The sequence below is a fragment of the Reinekea sp. G2M2-21 genome (assembly GCF_015687175.1).
In the GTDB taxonomy this organism is placed as follows: domain Bacteria; phylum Pseudomonadota; class Gammaproteobacteria; order Pseudomonadales; family Natronospirillaceae; genus Reinekea.
Genome location: NZ_JADPQG010000001.1, coordinates 724,200 through 746,502 on the forward strand (window position 1 = coordinate 724,200; position 22,303 = coordinate 746,502).

Sequence of the window (22,303 nt, forward strand, 5' to 3'; positions counted from 1 at the left end):
TGGTTATTGGTAAGGAGGTGTTGGTATGGATAATGGGTTTTGGTTAGCCGTCGGCCAGATGTGTCAGCTGTGTTTTTGGACTGTACGTTATTTGCCAATAGGTGATTGGCGTCAGTTACCGCGTAGAACCTTGATGTTCGGGCTGATTATCCCAGTACTGGTGCTTTTTCAGGTCATTCATTGGTTTGGTTTCGCATTGGATGAGCTGTTGTTTCTCCGTTATCGTCAAATAACCGTGCGCCAACCCATTTTCGTCACAGGCATACCGCGCAGTGGGACAACCCACTTGCACAGGGTGCTGGCCCAACATGAAGCCCTGACCACCATGCAACTTTGGGAGTGTCTTTTCGCTCCCAGCATAACGGAACGTTATTTATATCGCTTTGTCGGTTGGCTATCTATGCCTCTTGTACGCGCCGTGAGGAATCGTAAGTCACTGGCATTTTTTAGAAAAATGAGAGCAGTTCATACGCTAGGTTTGCACGAAGCCGAGGAAGACTTTATTGCTTTGCTGCCGGTTAACGGCTGCTTTTTACTGGTGTTAATGTTTCCGCAGGTGCAGTGGTATTGGCAGTTGGTGGATTTTGATGACCATGCTTCTAAACGTCAGAAGCGTCCTATTCTGAGTTTTTATCACCGCCTTCTGCAGAAACATCTGTATTTTCATGGCGCCAATAAACGTTACCTGTGTAAAAACCCGTCCTTCACTTCTTGGATTGGAAGCTTGATAGCGCAATACCCGGATGCCTGTGTTGTGGTTTGCGAACGCGAGCCGCAAAAGACCGTTCCATCGCAAATCAGTTCATTGCAGCCCGCCTGGTACCTGTTGCATGGTGGCGAGATGCCAGCGGACGTGACGGAAAAGTTTATCGCTATGTTGGCGCACTATTATGAGCTGGTGGATAGGCTGCCTTTTGGTGACACATTGATGCGTTTGCCTATGAAAGTATTGGTAGCGGATCTGCAGGGTGCTGTTGGGCAGGTACTGGAGCATTGTCGATTGTCGGGCTCGGTTATGTTTATGAATCGCCTTACCGATGCGGCAGAGCAGGCCAGACGGTTCAGAAGCGCTCATCATTATGAACAAAGTGCGGGTTTATGGAGTCAATACGCCAGCTGGTTTAATGCTGTCGCCACCGAATCTTCAGGGGGCCGCTTGTGACGCTGTCTTCGTTTTCCCTTGCTGAACAGCCTCAAATAAGCGGCCGGGTTCTCATTATTTCGGATGCTGCGCCGCATCGAAATGGTGTAGGTGCCTATTACGCGGACCTGATGGATGATTTAAGCGACCATGTTGATGCGATTCAGATGATTAGCCCAGAGTTGATTGATGAAAAATGGCAAGGCGGGTGGATGTTGCCCTTGCCCGGCGATAACACGCAGAAGTTGTGTTTGCCAAATGCGTTTGAATTACAGCAGAAAATACGCGATTTCCGACCCACGGTGATCGTGATTCCAACACCGGGTTTGTTTGGGTTAGTTGCTGCCCTGTTAGCCAAACGGGCGGGTCTGCCCATTATTATTGGCTTTCATACTTGGTTTGAAAAGCTCGCGGGTCTTTACTGGAATGGGGTGCAGAGCGGGCTTACTCGTACATTCTTCGAATTCTCCAATAAAGCCCTGTTTCGGCTCGCACAGAAAACATTGGCGAATTCCCATGAGATGGTTGCCATCGCCGATCAATTGGGCGCGCCTAATGCAGCGTTGATGGGCACGCCGCTGGATCAACGTCTCCTGATATCGCCGGTTGTGCCAGTACCGAAATCGGTGCGGCGTGTGTTGTTTATGGGGCGCTTGGCCGCTGAAAAAAATGTCATGGCGGTTGTTGAGGCCGCAAATGCCTGCCCGGATTTGACCTTTACCATAGCGGGTGATGGTCCATTGCGGGAGGACATCGAGACTCAAGCCTCCGTGGTTGACAACCTTCGGGTGTTGGGTTGGGTTGATCGATCACGAATTGTCGAGTTGATTGATGAACATGACGTTCTGGTTTTGCCCAGTCAGGTGGAGAGCTTTGGTACGGTTGCGTTGGAAGCGATGGTTCGTCAGCGCTTGGTGCTGGTTTCGGACGCTTGCGGCATCGTTGAATGGCCGGACCTGACCAGAGGGTTAAAGGTGATTTCGGACTCTAAAATTCTGGCAACCGAATTGTCGCGCTGCGCGGATTGGAGTGAGTTTGAATTGTACAGCCATTGCACCCGTGCCCGAGCATGTGCATTGCGTCATGTGCAGTGGAATCGCCGACAATGGCTGGACCACATCCGCGAATATAACCTTCTTGACCCGGATGCTTGCCCGGTGTTGACGGTTCAGGCGCGGTGAACATGACACGCCAAATTCCTGCCTTAATCAGTATTCATGACGTAATGCCATATACGTTGTCGCGGGTACAAGGAATACTTGAGGGGCTGTTAGTTGAAGTGCCTACTGATCATGTCATGTTGTTGGTTGTGCCGGGTTTGCCGTGGTCCGAGCCGCAAATTGGTGTGCTTAAGTCTTGGCAGCAACAGGGTTTTGTCATTGCCGGGCACGGTTGGCAGCATCGGGTCAGAAAAACGACGACCTGGTTTCATCGTTTGCACAGTGCTTTAGTCTCTAGGCAGGCTGCAGAGCATCTCTCACTTTCAGAAGACGAACTGGTCCGGCTTATGACGGCCAATTATCAATGGTTTATTCGACATGATTTTAAAGCACCACACTTTTATGTGCCGCCCGCATGGGCAATGGGCTCCATCAGCCGGCAGGCGCTCAGGCGCCTTCCATTTTCTGGGTACGAAACCACAACCGGCTGGATCTCCAATACAACTGGAAGAAGACGACGGTTACCGCTACTTGGGTTTGAAGCAGATACTGCAGTGCGTGCCTTCTGTTTGTGGCTCTGGAACCGAGTCAACCGACGACTCGCCCGAAAGAACCGTCCCGTCAGAGTAGCTATACATCCTTTTGATGATGAATTCCGGTTGGCGAGGCAACTGGTCGCGACGCTGACTCAAGTCGAAAGCCTTGCTTGGGGGGATTATTGGCGGGGCAATAAGAGTATATGCACTATCGAAGACGGAAGTCACAAATACGGTTGAAAGGCAGGACGCATCAGAATTCTGTTGATACACTTTAAGCGGATCTAATAACAAGCATGAGGTAGATATGGAATTCATTGGACCTGTGATTACCTGGGGTGTCCCAATTTTAATCATCGTCTTTTTGGTGGCGATTTATAACAAGTTGGTGGCATTTCGAAATCGTTTTAAAAACGCGTTTGCGCAAATCGATGTGCAGTTGCAACGGCGGCATGACTTAATCCCGAATCTGGTTGAAACAGCAAAAGCCTATCTGAAACACGAAAAAGAAACGTTGGAAAACGTAATTTCTGCGCGAAATCAAGCGGTTTCCGCGCAAAAAGCAGCCGCTGCGGACCCTGCGGATGGCGGCTTGGTCGGTAAGCTGTCCCAGGCTGAAGGTTTGTTGACTGGTGCGCTCGGCCGCTTGTTTGCCGTGTCAGAAGCCTATCCGGACCTCAAAGGTGATGCCACTATGCGAGACTTAATGGAGTCTCTTGAGAGCACCGAAAATAAAGTTGCATTTGCGCGTCAGGCCTACAATGACGCCGTGATGAATTATCAGACCTATAAGGAGTCTTTTCCCAATAATATCGTGGCTAATTTCGGGTCTTTCAAAGACGCTGCTATGTTTGAAATAGAGAACCCCGAAGCCAAGGTTGCCCCAAAAGTTTCATTTTAATCTGAAGTTGACGTCCAACCGACCGGTTGGGCGTCCTATGCCCGAGTATTGTTATGGATTTCTTCGATCACCAGGATAGAGCCCGGCGGAAGACGGGGCAGTTGATCTTGCTGTTTGCGTTGGGTGTGGCTGCAACCTTGGTGGCTGTTAACCTGATCTGTTTTGTTGGTTATTGGTTCTTTTATCAGCCTGAATCTGTCAGCCATTCTATCGACACTCGTCAGTTACCCTCCCTGTTTCAGTCGTTGCTGAATGGTCAGGATTTCCGTGCAACCTCGCAGAGCAATGACTTTTTAACCATATGGCGGGCCTGGTGGGGTTCTAATCTCAATTGGCAGGTTAGTATCGGGGTTGTTGCTGCAGTCGGAATCGGGACGCTTTTCCGTTTTCTGGAGTTGGCGGGTGGTGGTCGAAAGGTTGCCGAATGGGCCGGTGCACAACCCGCGGATATGACCAGTAAAGACCCGAAAGTCAGGCAGTTTATGAACGTCTGTGAAGAAATGGCGATTGCCGCAGGCATGCCCGTTCCGGAACTTTTTGTGATGGAGCGGGAGCAGGGGATTAACGCCTTTGTCGCAGGGTACAGTCCCTCTGAGGCAGTCTTGGTGGTCACTCGCGGCGCTCTGAACCGGCTGAATCGTGACCAGCTGCAGGGGGTCATTGGGCACGAATACTCGCATATTCTGAATGGGGATATGCGATTGAATGTAAGGCTGATGTCTTTCCTGGCTGGTTTAGTCATGATCGGCCAAATGGGTATGTGGCTCATGGAAAGCAGTTTTGGTTCGCGTCGACATTATTACGGGCGCGACTCGAGCCGCGGAATGGGTTTTGCCTCTTTTGGCGTAGGACTGGTGCTCGCCGTTGTCGGTTATATTGGCGTGTTGGTTGGGCGTATGATTAAAGCAGCTGTGTCCCGGCAGCGGGAATTTCTGGCAGACGCGAGTTCCGTACAATTTACCCGGAATCCAGACGGTTTAGCTGGTGCACTTTATGAAATCAAAATCAGTTCGGAAGGCTCGCAACTTGGACACCGACATGCTGAGGATATGTCACACTTCTGTTTTGGTGAAACTATTGCCCTCAGTGAAAAACTCGCCACACACCCGCCGGTTGCGGAGCGTATTCGTCGAATTAGCCCTAATTTTATTGCCAAAGAACGGACGCGCCGTCGGCAAACGGAAACCGCGGAACAAAGCGTGTCGCGGAACCGTCCGGATATGTTTGAATCGGTGTTGGCCTCTACGGGTATTGCGGCCATGGTTGGCCAGGTGACCCCCGATCATTTGCAGTACGCTCAAGGTTTGTACAAGCACATTCCAGAACAGCTTAAAAATTGGGTGCATCAATCGGACGGGGCAAGAGCCTTCGTTTACAGCCAGATTCTGCTGGGTAGCGAAGGTGTTCGTCAGGCGCTGGTTAATTTGATCAAAAAAGAGGATCCGCAAGTCGTCGCAACGCTACAGAAATTGTGGCCCTACAGTCAGCAAATTGACGAACAGTTGCGTTTGCCTCTGTTGGAAATGGCGATACCGACTTTAAAACGCTTTCCAGAAGCCGATCGGGTCATTTTTCTTGACCGGCTTGACCGTATGGTGGTTCTTGATGGCCGCGTGGACTTTGTCGAGTGGGTGACCATGACTCTGCTGCGTTTGCGGTTGGCGCAGAACCCCGTTGACCGTTCAGGCAAGCTCAACAGTAATATCGCGAATTTCGCGACGTCATTACACACATTATTTGCGGCCATTGCCCGTTTCACCCCAGATCAGGCTCTGGCTGAACAGGGTTATACTCAAGTCTGTCAACAACTGGGGATTGAGGAAGAAGGCTCTGGCTGGCCGTTGCGAATGACTTACGAGCAGCTGGGCGAGGCGTTGGCGGAGCTCGGCGGCATCAGTTTTATGTGGCGAAAAGTCATTTTGCAAGCCTGTGCCGACTTGATTCAGCAGGATGGGCATATAGCTTTCCGGGAATATGAGCTCCTGAGGATTGTGGCTGAATGTCTGGAAAGCCCGCTGCCTGTGTTGATGGTCAGTTTGGAAGCACATGACCCGAGAGATGAGTTGATTCCGTTTGAATAATGACCGGTTTTGTGGATAAGCCCTTTGTGGTGGGCTTTCCGAGCTATTAGCAGGGATTTAGGTTGATTCTTGACCGTCAATTCTATAGACTGCGCGCCCTCTGCTCTCACTGAGTAGAGAACGTTGTGCTTTACATACCCGTAAAGCTCGTTACTCCTTACCTTACTGTGTGTTCGACACAGGAGGTTTTTAAACCGAAAGGAGCATTTATGCGCCATTACGAAATCGTTCTGCTGGTTCATCCTGACCAGTCCGAACAGGTACCTGCCATGGTTGAGCGTTACACGTCTGTTGTAACGGAAGCCGGTGGTTCTGTTCACCGTAACGAAGATTGGGGTCGTCGTCAGTTAGGCTTCCCAATTCAGGATTTACACAAAGCTCACTACGTTTTGTTGAACGTTGAAGTTTCTGACGAAACCATCGACGATCTGAAAACGACCTTCCGTTTCAACGATGCTATCTTGCGTAGCATGGTTCTGCGTCGTAAAGAAGCAGTCACTGAAGCATCTCCAATGATGAAGTCAGTTGAAGCGAAGAAAGCAAAAGATGAAGCTCAGGCCGCTGCTCGCGCACCGCGCTCTGAAGATGAAGCCACTACTGAAGAAGCTGAAGAATCAGCCTCTGAAGAATAAGAGGAGCAAACACTATGGCACGTTTTTTCCGCCGTCGTAAGTTCTGCCGCTTCACTGCAGAAGGCATAACTGAGATCGATTATAAAGATGTTGACCTGTTGAAAGGTTACATTACTGAAACTGGCAAGATCGTACCAAGCCGTATTACTGGTACCAGCGCTAAATATCAGCGTCAGTTGGCGACTGCTATCAAGCGCGCTCGCTACCTTGCCTTATTGTCTTACACCGATTCACACAAGTAAGTTGGTGTAGGAGGAGGGTGACCCAGTGCTAGGTCTTGCGCGTTTTGCGATGAAGAGCCCGCTGCACACAGGCATCCTCGCAGCATTATTTGCTGTGGTGCCATTGCTGTATGTTGTTAGTGCAGCACTGGTGGCGTTAACCACGCTGAGACAAGGGTTAACTGCCGGCACGCGAATCTTGGTATTTGCGATGGTTGGTGGCCTGGTTTCCTGGCAATTGTCCGGAATCCCTTTGTCTTTGCTGGTTTTAGTGATTGTGACCTTGTTAGCTGGTGTGCTGCGAGTGTCGCAAAGCTGGAACCGTACCCTGTTGGTTGGTGCGTTTTTGGGGCTGTTGTTCGCGTTCTTAGCGCAGATGCTGTTTCAGGAACAATTCAACAACCTGGTTGAAATGGCCCAAAAGTTAGTTTCAACCGGTGCTGGTGATGATCAGACCAGGCAATTTTTCGAACTTTTAAAACCAATGGTTGGGTTCGTTATTTTGTCTTCGCAACTATTGGAAGCATTGCTTTCACTGTTGCTGGCAAGGTACTGGCAAGCCGGATTGTATAATCCGGGTGGGTTGACGACAGAAATGCACGCAATGCGTTTCACCCGGCACGAAGTGGTAATATTGTCTGGCGCAGCTTTGGTCGCCTTACTGTATTTACCCGGTGCGTTAATGCTGTTTGGTATTCCGTTTATTTTTGCCGGTATGGCGCTGATGCACGGAATAGTGGCGAAATTAAAATTGGGTGGGCAGTGGCTGGTAGCCTTGTATATAGGTCTGGTTCTGTTCAATCAAATAATTGTACCGTTGTTGATGGTTGCCGTTGTTGCGGATTCTTTTTTCGATGTTCGAAGCAGAATCCCGGAACGCAGCAGCCAAGACGACAAATGAGGTAAGCGAGATGGAAGTTATCCTGCTTGAGAAAGTTGGTAAGATGGGTGTTTTGGGCGATACCGTAAACGTTAAAAACGGTTATGCTCGTAACTTCTTGATTCCAACAGGTAAAGCTGTTTCTGCAACTGCAGACAACGTTAAGTATTTCGAAGAGCGTCGTGCTGAGCTTGAAAAAGCAGAAGCTGAGAAGCTGGCTCTTGCCAATTCACGTGCTGAGCAATTGGCTGAGTTGGAATTGACAGTAACTGCGAACGCTGGTGACGAAGGTAAGTTGTTCGGTTCTATTGGTCCACGTGACGTTGCTGACCTGGTGTCTGCAGCTGGCGTTGAGATTGAGAAATCTGAAGTTAAAATGCCTGAAGGCCCGATTCGTGCAGTTGGCGAATACAACATTACTGTGCAACTGCACAGCGACGTTACTTCTTCAGTTCACGTAATCGTGGTTGCTGAAGCTTAATCGAGCTATGACATCTCAGCCTGATGGTCTGGGATGCCTGCTGAATTAAGAAATTAAAAAGCGTGTCTTCTGACGCGCTTTTTGCGTTTTATGGGCAGTGAAAAACTGTGCGTAACTGGGTACACTAACGTCCTTCTTGCTTTTTTGGGTGTTCATCCGAATGACTGAAAATTTCGATGATGATTTGCTGCCGTCACTGGATGATGAAATCAATCAGATTAAAACGCCACCGCATTCGGTAGAGGCGGAACAGTCGGTTCTGGGCGCACTGATGGTAGACAACGAGCAATGGGATAACGTCTCCGAGATCCTCATGCCGGATGACTTTTTCCGCAATGAGCATCGGTTGCTGTTCCGCATGATGATGAAGCTGGCCGAAGCCAATTCACCACTTGATGTGATCACCATGGGGGAAACCCTGGAAAAGGAAAAGCTGCTCGAATCAACCGGTGGAATGAGCTACCTGACCGAGTTGGCTGAAAATACGCCCTCTATCAGTAACCTGGTTGCCTACGCAAAAATTGTTCATGAACGGAGTTTATTGCGCCAGTTAATATCGGTCGCCACCGATATCGCCGGCAAAGCTTACGACCCACGCGGTTTGAATGCGGAAACTATTTTGGACGAAGCAGAGCGGGCCGTGTTTAAAATTGCGGAAGCTCGGCCGAATCAGGGTGGGCTTATTCACGTGAATCCACTTGCGGACCAAGCGCTGGCGCGTATTGAAGAACTGTCCAAGATGGATTCCGACATTATCGGGGTTTCTTCAGGCTTTACCGATCTGGATAAAAAGACCAAAGGTTTTAAGGGCGGTGAATTGATCATTGTGGCCGCGCGTCCGGCTATGGGTAAAACCACTTTTTCGATGAACTTGGTGGAAGAGGCGATTTTAAACCAAGAAAAATCGGTGGTAGTGTTCAGTCTGGAAATGCCCGCTGAGCAATTGCTCAACCGTTCCTTTGCCTCTCTAGGACGTATCGATTTGGGGCGGGTGATTACCGGTAAATTGGCCGATGATGATTACCCTAAGCTGGTAAAAGCCATCAATCTACTGAAAGATAAAAAACTGTTTATCGACGATACCGCTGGCTTGTCGCCATCTGACATGCGTTCTCGTTTACGTCGTTTGGTGCGTGAACACGGTGATGTCGGTTTAATTATGATCGACTACCTTCAGCTCATGCAGATCAAAGGTTTTTCAGAAGGGCGTACCAACGAAATCTCTGAAATTTCACGAACCTTAAAAGCCATTGCCAAAGAATTTGATGCGCCGGTAATCGCTCTGTCGCAGTTAAACCGTTCACTTGAACAACGTCCGAATAAACGGCCAATTGCATCCGACTTACGTGAATCCGGAGCTATCGAACAGGACGCTGACTTAATTATGTTTATCTATCGGGATGAGGTCTACAACGAAGACTCGCCCGAAAAGGGCACTGCCGAAATTATTATTGGTAAGCAACGTAACGGTGAGATTGGTACCGTGCGCTTATCGTTCCAGGGGCAGTATTCCAAGTTCAGCGATTTGGCGCCGGAATACATGGGTGAGTACGACAATCAATGAGCCGAGGAACCCGCGCCCTGATCAGCCGATCTGCACTGAAGCACAATTTTGCACAGGTTAAGTTGCGTGCACCGTCGTCCCGAATATGGGCAGTTGTAAAAGCGAATGCTTACGGGCATGGTGCCAGTGCTGTTGCCAGAGTTCTGTCTGAAGCAGACGGATTTGCAGTGTCGACATTCGATGAAGGCATTGCGTTGCGCAATGATGGCATTTCAAAACCCATTATTCTGTTGGAAGGCGTTACCGACGGCAGTCAGTTGGCCGAAGTCGCCCGGCAGCGTTTTCATTGTGTTGTGCATTGTCGCGAACAGGTAGAACAGATTGCGTCACAGTCCACCACAGATCCGTTAATCGTTTGGTTGAAAGCAGACACGGGGATGCATCGACTGGGATTTTCACCAAGCGAAGTTAAGGCGGTACGATTGCAATTGCAGTCGTTCTCCCATGTTGAATTGAACGGGTTAATGACGCATCTGGCCTGTGCTGATGATCAGGCAAAAAATGAAACAACGAATGCTCAGGTCAGTCAGTTTCAAGAAATTACGCAATCGTCGGATATTACCAGTATCGGTAATTCCGCGGGCATCATCATGAATGAACGTTGGCATGGTGATTGGGTGCGGCCCGGAATCATGCTGTATGGCGCTTCACCGGTTGCGACGAAATCAGCGGCGTCCTTGGATTTGCAGGCTGTGATGACATTTCAATCGCCGGTTATCGCTGTCCGGCGTATTCAACGTGGTGAAGGTGCTGGCTATGGTCACCGCTGGCACGCACCAAGAGATTCGGTGATCGCCACCTTAGCCGCGGGCTATGGTGATGGTTATCCACGGCATGCACCCGATGGCACACCGGTTTGGTTAAATGGCCAAATCGCACCTTTGGTCGGACGCGTGTCTATGGACATGTTGATGATTGATGTAACTGATCTTGCACAGGTGCAGGTCGGTGATATGGCCGAATTGTGGGGTGAACACTTACCTGTCGATCAAGTTGCGTCTGCGATTGATACCATCGGATACGAATTACTAACCCGGTTATCGGGTCGTGTTCCGCTGGAGTTCGCAGACTGACTCGATATGACCTGCAGAACATGCCTCGATTGTTGCGAATGTTTGCACCCGCTGAGATCGATGGCCATTGTTTAGCAGTGACCAAGTCTCTGCGTTCTAAAACAAAAGCGTCAGAATCTGGAAACGATTCTTCTTTTCAGGTCAAAATGACTTTCTTGATTAGTCTGGCTGTTTTCAAATTTGGGACAGTCAGATAACTTCTCCTTGTTTGTCGCGACGGTTATTTTTTATTCTGGTGTGGATTCGTACTGATAACGAACACGGAAAAATAATAATGATCCGAAATATCCGCGGCTACTTCGTAGCAGCGTCTTTTAAACCTTTCTATCTCAGCGAGTGGTTCGACGAATAGCCACCGCGTCCTTGGGATACGGCTGCAACGTAAAGTCCAATTTGGATTGAGCGGCGGCATTCGTCCCGATATCTAACGGTACCATCGAGTTAACAGATCCCGTACCACAATCAAAACTCACGAAAAAAAATGATAAGCATCGATACGCAAATCGATCATGCTTTGTGAGAGGTCAAAATGAAAAGAATACTTGTTGTAGGCGCAATTGCGTCGGTTAGTTTGTGGCTGTCTGCCTGTAATCCAGATAAAAAAGATAACGACGATGATCAGGGTAATGAGACGGAAGTCGTCCAGGTTGGTCAATTGGCGTTAGTCGGTGGTGCATTGCACGGCTGCTCTTCGATGGTCACCAGTGATTGTGTTGATTGGGACGCCTATCGTACGACTGAACTGGCCAGTTTAACGGATGAAGAAATCCGCTCTCCTGTCGAGCTCGGGGTTTCACTGACGAATGCGAATATTGACGCTGTACTCAACGATGCAGCTTGGGACACCAATCTGTATTTCGCCGAGGCTGCTGAAGAAATTTTACTCGCGTTGCAAAATGGCTTAACGTCCCCTGATTATCTCTACGCCAGTTGGGAAGATTTCCGATCTGCCTTTATTAATTATGGCGACACCAGCATTGTCGATGGTGAAGGTAACACCATTACCGGTAATGACCTGTGGTTCAATTCATCCGATGCGCAATACAGCACACTGGAACGACTCGAACGGGTAGATGAAACATTTCAATATACCGTCACTGCGGAAAAAGTAGATGCGGTGTTAGGGCAACCGGATATTGCCGCGCTGGATTCCGTTTTATTGAACGCGTTGTCCGTGACCTTGGACGACTCTGTCTATGCATCACCTGTGTCTCAGGCCGATCTCATTGATTACTTTGGCGAAATTAATGTGGTCGATGCCTCTGTCAACGGCTGGAAACTGTTTAAGAAATACCTGAGTGATGATGAATTTGATTTTATGTTGGCTACGCTGGATCCGGAAAACGACGATACCTTTTTGGTTGATGCCACTCATATAACAACCATTGAAAACGACACGACTGTTTATAACGGTGGGGCTGGTTGGGATGAATACAATCGATCAGATTTGGTCACGGTATTGAATTATCTGCGGAATCAAGCCGGCGGTGACATTACATACGCCAGTTACGCAGAATTGAAAGCAGCTATCACCAGCACCTATCTGGATGAAAGCAATCAATCGGTTGCTTTTGACTATGAGCTGGGTTCCGATGTTTGGGCTGAACTTAGCACATTGGAGCAAACCCTTGTTTTACAGGGACTGGTAGATCCGTTGGTTAACTATTCACGCCCCGTCGAATATGTTCACTTAGAAGGCTCTGGCAGCACCGAATCGATTAACGTGGTCAAGGCCATTGTTGAGAAAGCAAAGGGTGATTCTGCGGAAACCCCCAAATTTTTGATCATGACATCCTCGTCCAACAACAGCTATGACGCTGTTGATTTCTACGTGTCCCTGTTCAACCAAGCCGGAGCAAGTGCACAGTGGTTGCCCATCGACCGGGCCTATCAGGATGCACGTATGTTGCAACGTTGCGATTTGCTGAATGCGATCCACGCGGACTATGCCAGCGATGCGCACGTCAATTTGTTGTATCCCGATTACGCTGCCGTGCATAACGCGGCGTGCGAAGACCCACAGTCGGTACTTGAGATGATCGCCGATGCCGATGCGATATTCATCAATGGTGGCGGTCAGCGCCGTTCCCTCGATGCGTTGATGCCCATCGTAAACGGAGATCGTATCGACAGCGCTGAAATGGCGTTGATCCGGGAGCGTTTTAACGCCAATGAATTGTTGATCAGTGGAACGTCCGCCGGCACAGCGGTGCAAGGGGGTGGTTACCTGAATAACGATAGTCATGTGAATCCGATGATTGATGGTGGCACCGCCCACGATGTTTTGGTCTCAGGCTACGATGAAGGGATCGCGGTGTTCGAAGGTGGCTTGGGTCTGTTTAATTACGGCATTACTGACACCCACTTTTCCGAACGTGCTCGTGAAACTCGACTTATTAAATTGGCGCAACAGACAAACGTGCAACTTGGTTTTGGCGTTGACGAAACGACGGCGTTGTTTGTCGACAAGTTGGAAGAAGACGGTCACGCCAGGGCTGAATTTCGGGTAGTGGGTAAGAGTGGTGTTTTTATCGCAGATCTTGCCGATGCTCATGTGCGCTCTGGCGAGAGTGATGTGTTGGAAGTTGAGCAGGTGAGTATTCACTATCTGCGCCAGGGTGACCGTGCTGAGTTGTCAGCCGACGATGGCAATTTAGATGTGATGTTAGCGGGTGACAATGTGTCCGTGGATGGTTCCGCCGCAACTGTTCTGGATAATGATGTGTTGTATGAAGATCATTTCCGCGACATGGCGTCGGACTTTGTACTGACCGGTGCTATGCATGCAACCGGGACATCCTATGAAGACAATCCAACTATTCAGGTCGAGTTGTCACGCAGTGCAGCAACAGTCACCGCAAAACAGGGTGATAGTGCCAGTTATACTAATGTACTAATGCTCATCTCGGCGCCCCAATGAACTAAACCCTTTCTCGGAAAGCCCCATAACTTGGGGCTTTTTTTATGTGACGCCTGCGAACCAATGCTTTTCGCATCATTATCATCCCCATGGATGATGGATATTAGTCCCGATATTCAAGACATTTATGATTGAATCCGTATAATCTGCGCAAATATGAGAGTAGGACGCATTTCTATTGGAAATGGACCCGTCCGAATCAATTCCCGGAACGTAACTCATTTTGTAATCCGAAATGGGGCTCGGGCCGTCAGTGAATTATCGCCCAATTTGATCAAAAACTAAGGGTTTCAACATGTCAGTAAAGTCTGTCGATGTTTTATTGGTCGGCGGTGGCGTCATGAGCGCAACGCTAGGTGTCCTGTTAAAACAATTGGATCCATCTATTAGTATGTTAATGGTGGAAAAGAATGAAAAAGTCGCCCTGGAAAGTTCTGACGGCTGGAACAATGCCGGTACCGGGCACGCTGCCTACTGCGAATTGAATTACACACCCATGATGCCGGATGGCAGTATCGATACCCAAAAAGCCGTCAACATTAACGCCGCATTCGAAGTGTCTCTTCAGTTCTGGTCTTATCTGGTTAACAAAGGTTTTTTCCCTGACCCAACCCATTTTATTAATCGGACACCTCATCAAAGTTTTGTCTGGGGTGAAAAAAATGTCGAATTTCTACGCAAGCGTTTTGCTGAGCTGAGTAAATTGCCGATGTTTTCAGCCATGGAATATTCAGAAGATCCAGACGTCTTACGTGAATGGATGCCGCTGGTGATGCAGGGGCGGGATCCGCAAGAAAAGGTTGCCGGCACTCGTGTACAGCATGGTGCGGACGTGGATTACGGTTCCATCACCCGGGATTTGATTTATAACCTCAGCAAAGAAACTGGTTTCGAGTTGCTGGTCAGTCATGAGGTTAAGGCGTTCCGCAAACGTCCCGATCAACGATGGTCGGTTGCAGTAAAAGACAAAATTATGGGCAAGACCCAATACATTAACGCGAAGTTTGTGTTTTTGGGTGCCGGGGGAGGCGCTCTGCCGTTGTTACAAGCCAGCGGTGTTCCGGAAGGTCTCGGCTATGGCGGTTTTCCGGTTAGCGGTCAATGGCTGGTCTGTAAAAAAGCAGAAATCGTCGAACAACATAGCGCCAAGGTGTATGGCAAGGCGCCAATTGGTGCGCCGCCGATGTCGGTTCCCCATTTGGATACCCGAGTGATTGATGGTGAGAAAGCGCTACTCTTTGGGCCATTTGCTGGTTTTACAACGAAGTTTTTGAAGCAGGGGTCGTATCTCGATTTAATCAAGTCGGTTCGACCGAACAACCTGTTTCCCATGATGCGCGTTGGTTTACGACACACAGATCTTACCCGATACCTGATCAGTGAAGTGATGCTGTCTCATGAAGATCGCGTTGAGTCTCTTCGCAATTTTTTCCCGGATGCACAGCTGGATGATTGGCATCTGGCGATTGCTGGCCAACGAGTACAGATCATAAAGAAAGATCCGAAACTGGGGGGCAAACTGGAATTTGGAACAGAAGTCATAACCACGCAAGACGGCTCTCTGGCAGCATTACTGGGTGCTTCACCTGGTGCTTCGACCGCGGTCGATACGATGGTCGGAATTTTGGAAATCTGTTTTGCAGACCGAGTTGGCAGTGAGGCCTGGCAGACCAAATTGAAGGAGATGATTCCTTCTTACGGGCAGTCTCTGAAGGAGAACCCAGAGTTGCTTAAAGAGGTTCGTCAATACACCTTATCGTCGTTGAAACTGAATCCTTAAATCTTTCTGACGGTATTGGAGCAGGGTGTTAGAACCCTGCGTCAGCTCATTCAGTTTTCACAAATTGAGCGTTCGCAAAGAATGTTGACATTTTTCTGACGTCCGCGCGGTCTTGCCGATAAACCTATGGTAAACTTCCGAAAAACCGGCCAATTGGTCGGTTTTTTGCGTTTTAGTGCAGTTAAAGTTGACCGAAAGGTTAATAAAAGGTTTGGAAGTATCAGGACATGCTTCTTAATTAACTGATCCGCCGGTTATCAGGGAGACAAAAAAGCGGACAGTTCTGGGAATCTCACCATGCTGGAAAAGTTATTTAAACTGAAAGAACACGGTACGAATGTCCGCACAGAAATGCTGGCTGGCCTTACCACCTTTTTAACGATGGCATACATCATTGCCGTCAACCCGGGCATTTTGTCTGAAACAGGCATGCCATTTGATGCGGTATTTGTCGCGACCTGTATCGCTGCTGCGTTCGGTTCGGCTGTTATGGGTCTGTGGGCAAACTACCCAGTCGCATTGGCACCGGGAATGGGTTTGAACGCGTTTTTCACGTTTGGCGTTGTCTTCGGTATGGGGCAAAGCTGGGAAGTGGCGCTTGGCTGTGTGTTTTGGTCAGGTATCATCTTTACCTTGCTGAGCGCATTTAAAGTTCGTGAATGGATTATCAACGCGATCCCTTCTTCGTTGAAAACCGGTATCTCTGTGGGTATTGGTCTGTTCTTAGCCATCATTGGCCTGCAAAATGCTGGCGTCATTGTCGATAACCCAGCCACTTTGGTCGGTTTGGGTGATGCTTCCTCGGTTTCTGTCATTTTGACCTTTGCGGGTTTTGTCTTAATTACTGCTTTATATCATCGCGGTGTTATCGGATCTGTCATTATCGGTATGGCAGTGGTGACTATTATTGGAGCGTTTTTCGGACTGGTTGAATTCAACGGCGTGATGAAAATGCCATCCGGATTGGGTGCAACCTTTCTTAAACTAGACATCATGGGTGCGCTTGAGGCCGGTTTATACGCCGTTATTTTTGCATTTCTGTTTGTCGATCTGTTCGATACCTCTGGTACATTGGTTGCTGTCGCGCAAAAAGGCGACTTGATGGATAAAGACGGCAAACTCCCTCGTTTGGGCAAAGCATTAATGGCAGACAGTAGCGCGTCCGTTGCCGGTTCCCTGTTGGGCACGTCCACAACGACCTCTTACATTGAAAGCGGCGCGGGTATCGCAGTCGGTGGGCGCACGGGTCTTACTGCGGTGACAACGGCAGTTTTGTTTTTGGTGGCACTGTTCTTCTCTCCGGTGGCACAAATGATTCCCTCGTTTGCGACATCTGCGGCGTTGATTTTCGTGGCGGTTTTGATGATCTCCACCATTACCAATGTTGCTTGGGACGATCTGACTGAGTCTGCTCCCGTGGTGATTACGGCAGTGATGATGCCGTTGACCTACTCCATTGCAGAAGGTATCGCCATTGGTTTCCTGACGTATGTGGCAATTAAACTATTGTCTGGTAAGGCAAAGGAAGTAAACGTTAGTGTTTACGTGATAGCGGCGCTGGCGTTATTGAAGTATATCTTTCTGTAATTAAGCTGCGCATCGCCTAATAAGTGGGGGGGGATCCCCCCCTGATCATTTGAGGTAATTATGTTTGATCCAAAACCCTTTATTCGTACTGTGCCTGATTGGCCAAAACCCGGGGTTCAGTTCCGGGACATCACGACGTTACTCGCGGACAAAAAGGTTTTTCGCCAGCTAATCGATGCCTTTGTCCATCAATATATTGAGGTCGATTTTGACGCTGTTGTGGGCATAGATGCTCGGGGGTTTATTCTGGGCGCACCCATCGCGTATGAGCTGAATAAGGCATTTATCCCGGTTCGTAAGAAAGGCAAATTACCCTTTGCGACATTAGAAGAGTCCTACGAACTGGAGTATGGTCAAGCCGAAGTACAGATACACGCAGATGCGTTATCTGCGGGTCAGAAAGTGTTGGTGATCGACGATTTAATCGCCACAGGCGGTACGCTGCAGGCGACCTGTCGTTTAGTTGAGCGCTTAGGCGCCGAAGTCCTGGAATGTGCGGCCATTGTCGATTTACCGGATCTGGGTGGCAGTCAGGCACTGATCGAGGCTGGCTACCGCATTTTTTCGCTGTCTAGTTTTGAAGGTGAGTGAGCTTTTATACCCGACCAGAAGGCATAGTGGAGGGCTACCCTCGGGTTTGTATTCTGCTGCTTTTTAAAGCGTTTTGTTGAATCCTGGCGATCTGCCTTAAGCTTACGTTTCGTTATTTCTCGGACCGTATTCATGTTCCTCAGTAACCCGATGTCTTCACGTCAACGCTCTTCATTGTCTTATCGGTGGAGCGCCTTGATCGGTTTGATTTTGATCGCGCCGGTACCCACCTTAGGTGTTGGGTTAGCTGTGTTCGGTGACAGTGGACCCGTGTCCAGCATAGTTTGGATGTTCGCGAAGGTTTGGTTGTTGGTCGGTCCCGGTCTTTGGTGGATACTGGTGCAAAAACACCCGATCGAGCGTCCGACCATTCATGTTAATGGATTGATTCCCGGCGTGCTCAGCGGATTATTACTCAGTCTGATCATTTTCTCAGCTTACTGGTTTATTGCGCGCCCTTACATGGATTTTACCGCTTTGCGGACATTTACCAGCCAGGTTGGAATAACCTCAGTCTCTGTCTATCTAGGGTTAGTGCTTTACTTAACTGTTTTGAACAGTCTGATTGAAGAGTATGTATTTCGTTGGTTTATGATTGAACAGTTAAAAGCTTGGCTCTCGCCCCTCATAGCGATAATTGTGTCCGCCATCATATTTACGATTCACCATACTGTCGTCCTATCGGCATATGTACCCTGGTATTTTAATTTATTGGCCAGTGTTGGCGTATTTACCGGCGGGTTGCTTTGGTCATTTTTGTACCAGCGTTATGGTCAGATTTGGCCCTGTTACCTGAGTCATATTGGTGCGGATATAGGGGTCTTTCTGATTGGCTACCATGCTTTATTCGGGTAAATGGGAATGAAAATAATAACACTATTAGGTGCAGAGAGTTCCTTATGCGCCTAATAGTGAGGCAAAGAGTTGGAATTATTTCTTAGCCCGGAATGATTGATGGCAGCCCCCACAGTTCTTTGCCATAGCTCGGAACTTCACGTTGAATTCGCTTTCATCACTGATTTGGCTCAGCTCTTTCGCGGTAGTCTCTAATCCGTAAGCTAACGATGAAAACTCGCTCCAATCTTCCCAAATAGCGGCTCGTGATTCACTTTTTTCATCGAGACTGCCTTCTGGAAACAACGCTAATAATGATTCACCAGAGTGTTGAGCAATGGTTTGTGCAGATGCCACGACGATGTCGAGATCGAAGGCTTCCCGCCCCCTGGAAATAGCGGTCAGTTTCAGATTGGCGTCGCCGATGGCTTCCATCGCATCCATACGTTCTTTGACGACGCCGGTGGCTCCGTTATGGGCGAAGGTTAAAGCGCTGACGGCCGTTAATGAAGCAATTGCGATGTTTTTCGTTATCATGGTGTGTACTCTCTCTCTGTCATTTTATTTTCAGTATTAACATCAAAATGCAGCGATTAGGTTTTTTTTTCAGTTCCTTTGCACGCTGGAAATTAAGGACGAAGAAGCCGATTTTCGGGAAAAATGGCCAATTAAGCAAATCTAGGCCGGAAATCTAGTAAGATGATAGCCATTACTCTAAGTTACAAAGATCACAAATTAAACAATGGTATCAATATTAAGTACATTAACCGGTACAACATGGCATGACATTCTGCAAACCGCGTTAACTGAAGATTCTAAGCACGATTTGCCGGCGTTTTTACAGGGTGAATTGGATGCCGGAAAAACTGTCTACCCAGACCAGAAATTTTGGTTTCGCGCACTCAATGACGTGTCCATTGATGATGTCAATGTGATTATTTTGGGGCAAGACCCTTATCATAGTGAAGGGTTAGCGCAGGGCTTGAGCTTCAGTGTAGCAGGCAGCACCAAACTGCCCCCCAGTTTGCGTAATATCTTCAAGGAAATTCAGTCTGATACCGGCATCAACAATGAAAATGGTGATTTAAGTGTCTGGTCGGTTCAAGGTGTCCTGTTACTTAATGCGGTATTAACGGTCGAAGCGGGCAAGGCTGGCAGTCATGCTAAGAAAGGTTGGGAAACCTTAACCGATGCCATTATCGCAGCCATCAGTGAGCGGCGCAGTGGTTGTGTGTTCATGTTGTGGGGTGGTTACGCAGAATCTAAACGCGTACTCATCGACGAATTACGGCATTTGGTGCTGACCGCCGCGCATCCTTCACCTTTGTCGGCCTATCGGGGATGGTTTGGCTGCCGTCATTTTTCGGCAGCAAACCATTTTCTGAGTGAACAGGGAAAGCAACCTATTGATTGGGCAACGCGCCCAGTCGCGCAAATATCGCTGTTGTAAAACAGTTAGATTGTTAACGTTTGGTGCCAGCGTTGGTCGTGTTTCTGGTAAGCAAAGTCGAATGCGGGCTTCTCAGGATGCGCATAAGATTCACGCCAACACTTGTCCAAAAAAGCAACCAAATTACCGATCACGTTTGATCGACTCTCTCAATATCGAACTTAGCGGGATAGGTATCAAGAAACTCATATTTTTCTTTTTATGAGGAATGCTCTGCAAAAAGTGCAGTACAGGTGAGCGTCAAGTTAACAACGATGTAAATATTTAGTAGCGCCAGAAAATCCTATCATTGATCGAAAAGCGCGCTTAAATCAGGCATCAACATGTCATCGAGCGCGGATTTCTGAACTTAAACTGACTATCGGTGTGTAAAAAAATCAGCAAGGAGTGAACAGCTGAACTAAGCTTTACGTAAATAGAACGGAGATCAATGACGATCCCTTTGTCCAACTGTTCATTGTAATTGTCATCAAGGTGGCACAAACGATGCACTGGATTTTTTTACCGTCAGTGTCGTGTCACTTGCTCATTTGTTTAGGAGAATCGTATGGATCTGTTTAAGCATTACCAGGAGCGTTACGAAACAAAACAACACGAAGAGTTTTCGCTTCAGGAATATCTCGAAATCTGTAAAGGCGACCCAATGGCCTATGCTACCGCACCAGAGCGTATGCTTGCAGCCATTGGGCAACCCGAAGTTATTGATACCTCGCGCGATTCAAGGTTAAGCCGGATCTTTTCCAATAAGGTCATTCGCCGTTACCCAACCTTTGCCGAGTTTTATGGCATGGAAGAACCGATAGAGCAGATTGTTTCGTACTTTCGGCATGCTGCGCAGTCACTAGAAGAGAAAAAACAAATACTCTATTTACTAGGTCCAGTTGGTGGTGGTAAATCGTCCTTGGCTGAGCGCCTCAAGCAGCTGATAGAAAAAATCCCCTTTTATGCCATTAAGGGTTCACCGGTGTTTGAATCCCCGTTGGGTTTATTTGATCCGACGGAAGATGCCGATATCCTTGCCGAGAGATTCAATATCCCAGCACGATATCTTGGGTCTGTTATGTCACCCTGGGCTGTGAAGCGTCTGCATGAATTTGGCGGTGACATCAGTCAGTTTCGCGTCGTAAAGTTGTATCCGTCGATCATCGATCAGGTAGCGGTGGCCAAAACTGAACCCGGGGACGAAAACAATCAGGATATCTCTGCATTGGTCGGTAAGGTAGATATTCGTCAACTGGAAGATTTTTCGCAGAATGATCCGGATGCCTACTCGTTTTCCGGTGCCTTATGTAAAGCGAATCAAGGGTTAATGGAATTCGTGGAAATGTTTAAGGCCCCCATCAAGGTGTTGCATCCGTTGTTGACCGCTACACAGGAAGGTAACTACAACGCGACCGAAGGCATGAGTGCTATCCCATTCAATGGCACTATCTTAGCTCACTCAAATGAATCCGAATGGCAACAGTTCCGTAATAACCGGAATAATGAGGCGTTTCTCGATCGGGTTTATATTGTTAAAGTACCTTATTGTCTTCGAGTTTCTGAAGAGGTTAACATCTACGAAAAATTATTGGAGCACAGTTCACTGCGTGAATCACCCTGTGCACCGGATACATTGAAAATGCTTGCTCAATTCAGTGTGCTTTCACGTATGGCCGTGCCGGAGAATTCAAATCTGTATTCCAAAATGCGGGTGTACGATGGTGAGAATCTGAAGGACACCGACCCGAAAGCGAAAACGATTCAGGAATATAAAGACGCTGCGGGCGTTAACGAAGGAATGGATGGGTTGTCGACTCGCTTTGCCTTCAAGATACTCTCTAAAGTGTTTAACTTCGACGCTACCGAAATAGCCGCTAACCCAGTGCATCTGCTTTATGTCCTGGAAGAACAGATTGAGCAACAGCAATTTCCTCAAGAGCTTCACGATCGATATCTGTCCCACCTGAAAGAATTTCTGGCACCTCGGTATGTCGAATTCATCGGCAAAGAAATACAAACCGCTTATCTGGAGTCCTACTCTGAATATGGTCAGAATATTTTTGATCGCTATGTAACCTACGCGGATTTCTGGATCCAGGATCAAGAGTACCGTGATCCGGAAACTGGGGAGATTCTGAATCGATCTGCCTTGAATGATGAATTGGAAAAAATCGAAAAACCAGCCGGTATTTCGAATCCAAAAGATTTCCGGAACGAAATTGTTAATTTTGTCTTGCGTGCTCGAGCCAATAATGAAGGCCGTAATCCGAATTGGCAGAGTTATGAAAAACTGCGCGCTGTGATCGAGAAAAAGATGTTTTCCAATACCGAAGACTTGCTGCCGGTTATTTCCTATGCTGCGAAATCGTCAAAAGGGGACGAGAAAAAACATCAGGACTTTGTCCGTCGCATGGTGGAACGGGGCTATACCGAAAAACAGGTACGCTTATTGAGCGAATGGTATCTGCGCGTTCGTAAATCTTCGTAGC

General features: G+C 48.3%; 19 protein-coding genes. 18 read left to right on the forward strand and 1 reads right to left on the reverse strand.

Translation table 11 applies throughout. The annotated features are described in order from the left end of the window. Window positions 1–25 precede the first annotated feature (25 nt). From IYN85_RS03395 to IYN85_RS03470, 16 genes are all read left to right on the forward strand, one after another. A complete protein-coding gene (locus IYN85_RS03395) occupies window positions 26–1,162 on the forward strand; it encodes a sulfotransferase (protein ID WP_196157422.1) in 1,137 nt (378 codons plus the stop codon). Next, window positions 1,159–2,322, forward strand: a complete 1,164-nt coding sequence (locus IYN85_RS03400; RefSeq protein ID WP_196157423.1) for a glycosyltransferase — start codon at window positions 1,159–1,161, stop codon at window positions 2,320–2,322. Before IYN85_RS03395 ends, IYN85_RS03400 begins: the two co-directional genes overlap by 4 nt. Before the next feature lie 2 nt (window positions 2,323–2,324). Next, entirely contained in the window at window positions 2,325–3,077 is a 753-nt protein-coding gene (locus tag IYN85_RS03405) for a polysaccharide deacetylase family protein (RefSeq protein WP_196157424.1), read from the forward strand. Between the two features lie 67 nt (window positions 3,078–3,144). After that, window positions 3,145–3,738, forward strand: a complete 594-nt coding sequence (locus IYN85_RS03410; protein ID WP_196157425.1) for a LemA family protein — start codon at window positions 3,145–3,147, stop codon at window positions 3,736–3,738. Window positions 3,739–3,791: 53 nt separating this feature from the next. Then, entirely contained in the window at window positions 3,792–5,819 is a 2,028-nt protein-coding gene (locus tag IYN85_RS03415) for a M48 family metallopeptidase (RefSeq protein ID WP_196157426.1), read from the forward strand. A 209-nt stretch (window positions 5,820–6,028) separates the two neighbouring features. Beyond that, entirely contained in the window at window positions 6,029–6,451 is a 423-nt protein-coding gene (gene rpsF / locus IYN85_RS03420; protein WP_196157427.1) for a 30S ribosomal protein S6, read from the forward strand. Window positions 6,452–6,465: 14 nt separating this feature from the next. Further along, window positions 6,466–6,693 carry a 30S ribosomal protein S18 gene (gene rpsR, locus IYN85_RS03425; protein WP_196157428.1) on the forward strand — a complete coding sequence of 76 codons (228 nt, stop codon included), beginning with the start codon at window positions 6,466–6,468 and terminating at the stop codon, window positions 6,691–6,693. A gap of 25 nt (window positions 6,694–6,718) precedes the next feature. Then, entirely contained in the window at window positions 6,719–7,573 is an 855-nt protein-coding gene (locus IYN85_RS03430) for a hypothetical protein (RefSeq protein WP_196157429.1), read from the forward strand. Between the two features lie 10 nt (window positions 7,574–7,583). Next, entirely contained in the window at window positions 7,584–8,033 is a 450-nt protein-coding gene (rplI, locus tag IYN85_RS03435; protein WP_196157430.1) for a 50S ribosomal protein L9, read from the forward strand. Window positions 8,034–8,193: 160 nt separating this feature from the next. Beyond that, window positions 8,194–9,597 carry a replicative DNA helicase gene (gene dnaB, locus IYN85_RS03440; RefSeq protein WP_196157431.1) on the forward strand — a complete coding sequence of 468 codons (1,404 nt, stop codon included), beginning with the start codon at window positions 8,194–8,196 and terminating at the stop codon, window positions 9,595–9,597. Continuing rightward, the gene (alr, locus tag IYN85_RS03445) at window positions 9,594–10,670 is read left to right on the forward strand and encodes an alanine racemase (RefSeq protein WP_196157432.1); all 1,077 of its coding nucleotides are present in this window, start codon (window positions 9,594–9,596) and stop codon (window positions 10,668–10,670) included. The genes dnaB and alr overlap by 4 nt, the downstream gene beginning before the upstream one ends. 529 nt (window positions 10,671–11,199) lie before the next feature. Next, entirely contained in the window at window positions 11,200–13,590 is a 2,391-nt protein-coding gene (locus tag IYN85_RS03450) for a cyanophycinase (protein ID WP_196157433.1), read from the forward strand. 295 nt (window positions 13,591–13,885) lie between these two features. Next, window positions 13,886–15,370: a malate dehydrogenase (quinone) gene (mqo, locus tag IYN85_RS03455; RefSeq protein WP_196157434.1), complete on the forward strand. Its 1,485-nt coding sequence runs from the start codon at window positions 13,886–13,888 to the stop codon at window positions 15,368–15,370. Window positions 15,371–15,667: 297 nt separating this feature from the next. Beyond that, window positions 15,668–16,957, forward strand: coding sequence for an NCS2 family permease (locus IYN85_RS03460; RefSeq protein WP_196157435.1), 1,290 nt, complete (start codon window positions 15,668–15,670; stop codon window positions 16,955–16,957). Between the two features lie 60 nt (window positions 16,958–17,017). Further along, complete coding sequence (locus IYN85_RS03465) at window positions 17,018–17,548, forward strand: adenine phosphoribosyltransferase (RefSeq protein WP_196157436.1); 531 nt, start codon at window positions 17,018–17,020, stop codon at window positions 17,546–17,548. Between the two features lie 132 nt (window positions 17,549–17,680). Then, window positions 17,681–18,403 carry a CPBP family intramembrane glutamic endopeptidase gene (locus IYN85_RS03470; RefSeq protein ID WP_196157437.1) on the forward strand — a complete coding sequence of 241 codons (723 nt, stop codon included), beginning with the start codon at window positions 17,681–17,683 and terminating at the stop codon, window positions 18,401–18,403. A gap of 75 nt (window positions 18,404–18,478) precedes the next feature. On the opposite strand, the gene IYN85_RS03475 is transcribed toward IYN85_RS03470, so the two are convergent. Beyond that, on the reverse strand, window positions 18,479–18,919 hold the full coding sequence (locus IYN85_RS03475) for a cytochrome c (protein ID WP_196157438.1): 441 nt from the start codon (window positions 18,917–18,919) through the stop codon (window positions 18,479–18,481). Window positions 18,920–19,124: 205 nt separating this feature from the next. Between IYN85_RS03475 and ung the strand changes: the two genes are divergently transcribed. Together ung and IYN85_RS03485 are read left to right on the forward strand one after the other, a co-directional pair. After that, window positions 19,125–19,832, forward strand: a complete 708-nt coding sequence (gene ung, locus IYN85_RS03480; RefSeq protein ID WP_196157439.1) for a uracil-DNA glycosylase — start codon at window positions 19,125–19,127, stop codon at window positions 19,830–19,832. A gap of 547 nt (window positions 19,833–20,379) precedes the next feature. Then, entirely contained in the window at window positions 20,380–22,302 is a 1,923-nt protein-coding gene (locus tag IYN85_RS03485) for a PrkA family serine protein kinase (protein WP_196157440.1), read from the forward strand. Window position 22,303 lies beyond the last annotated feature (1 nt).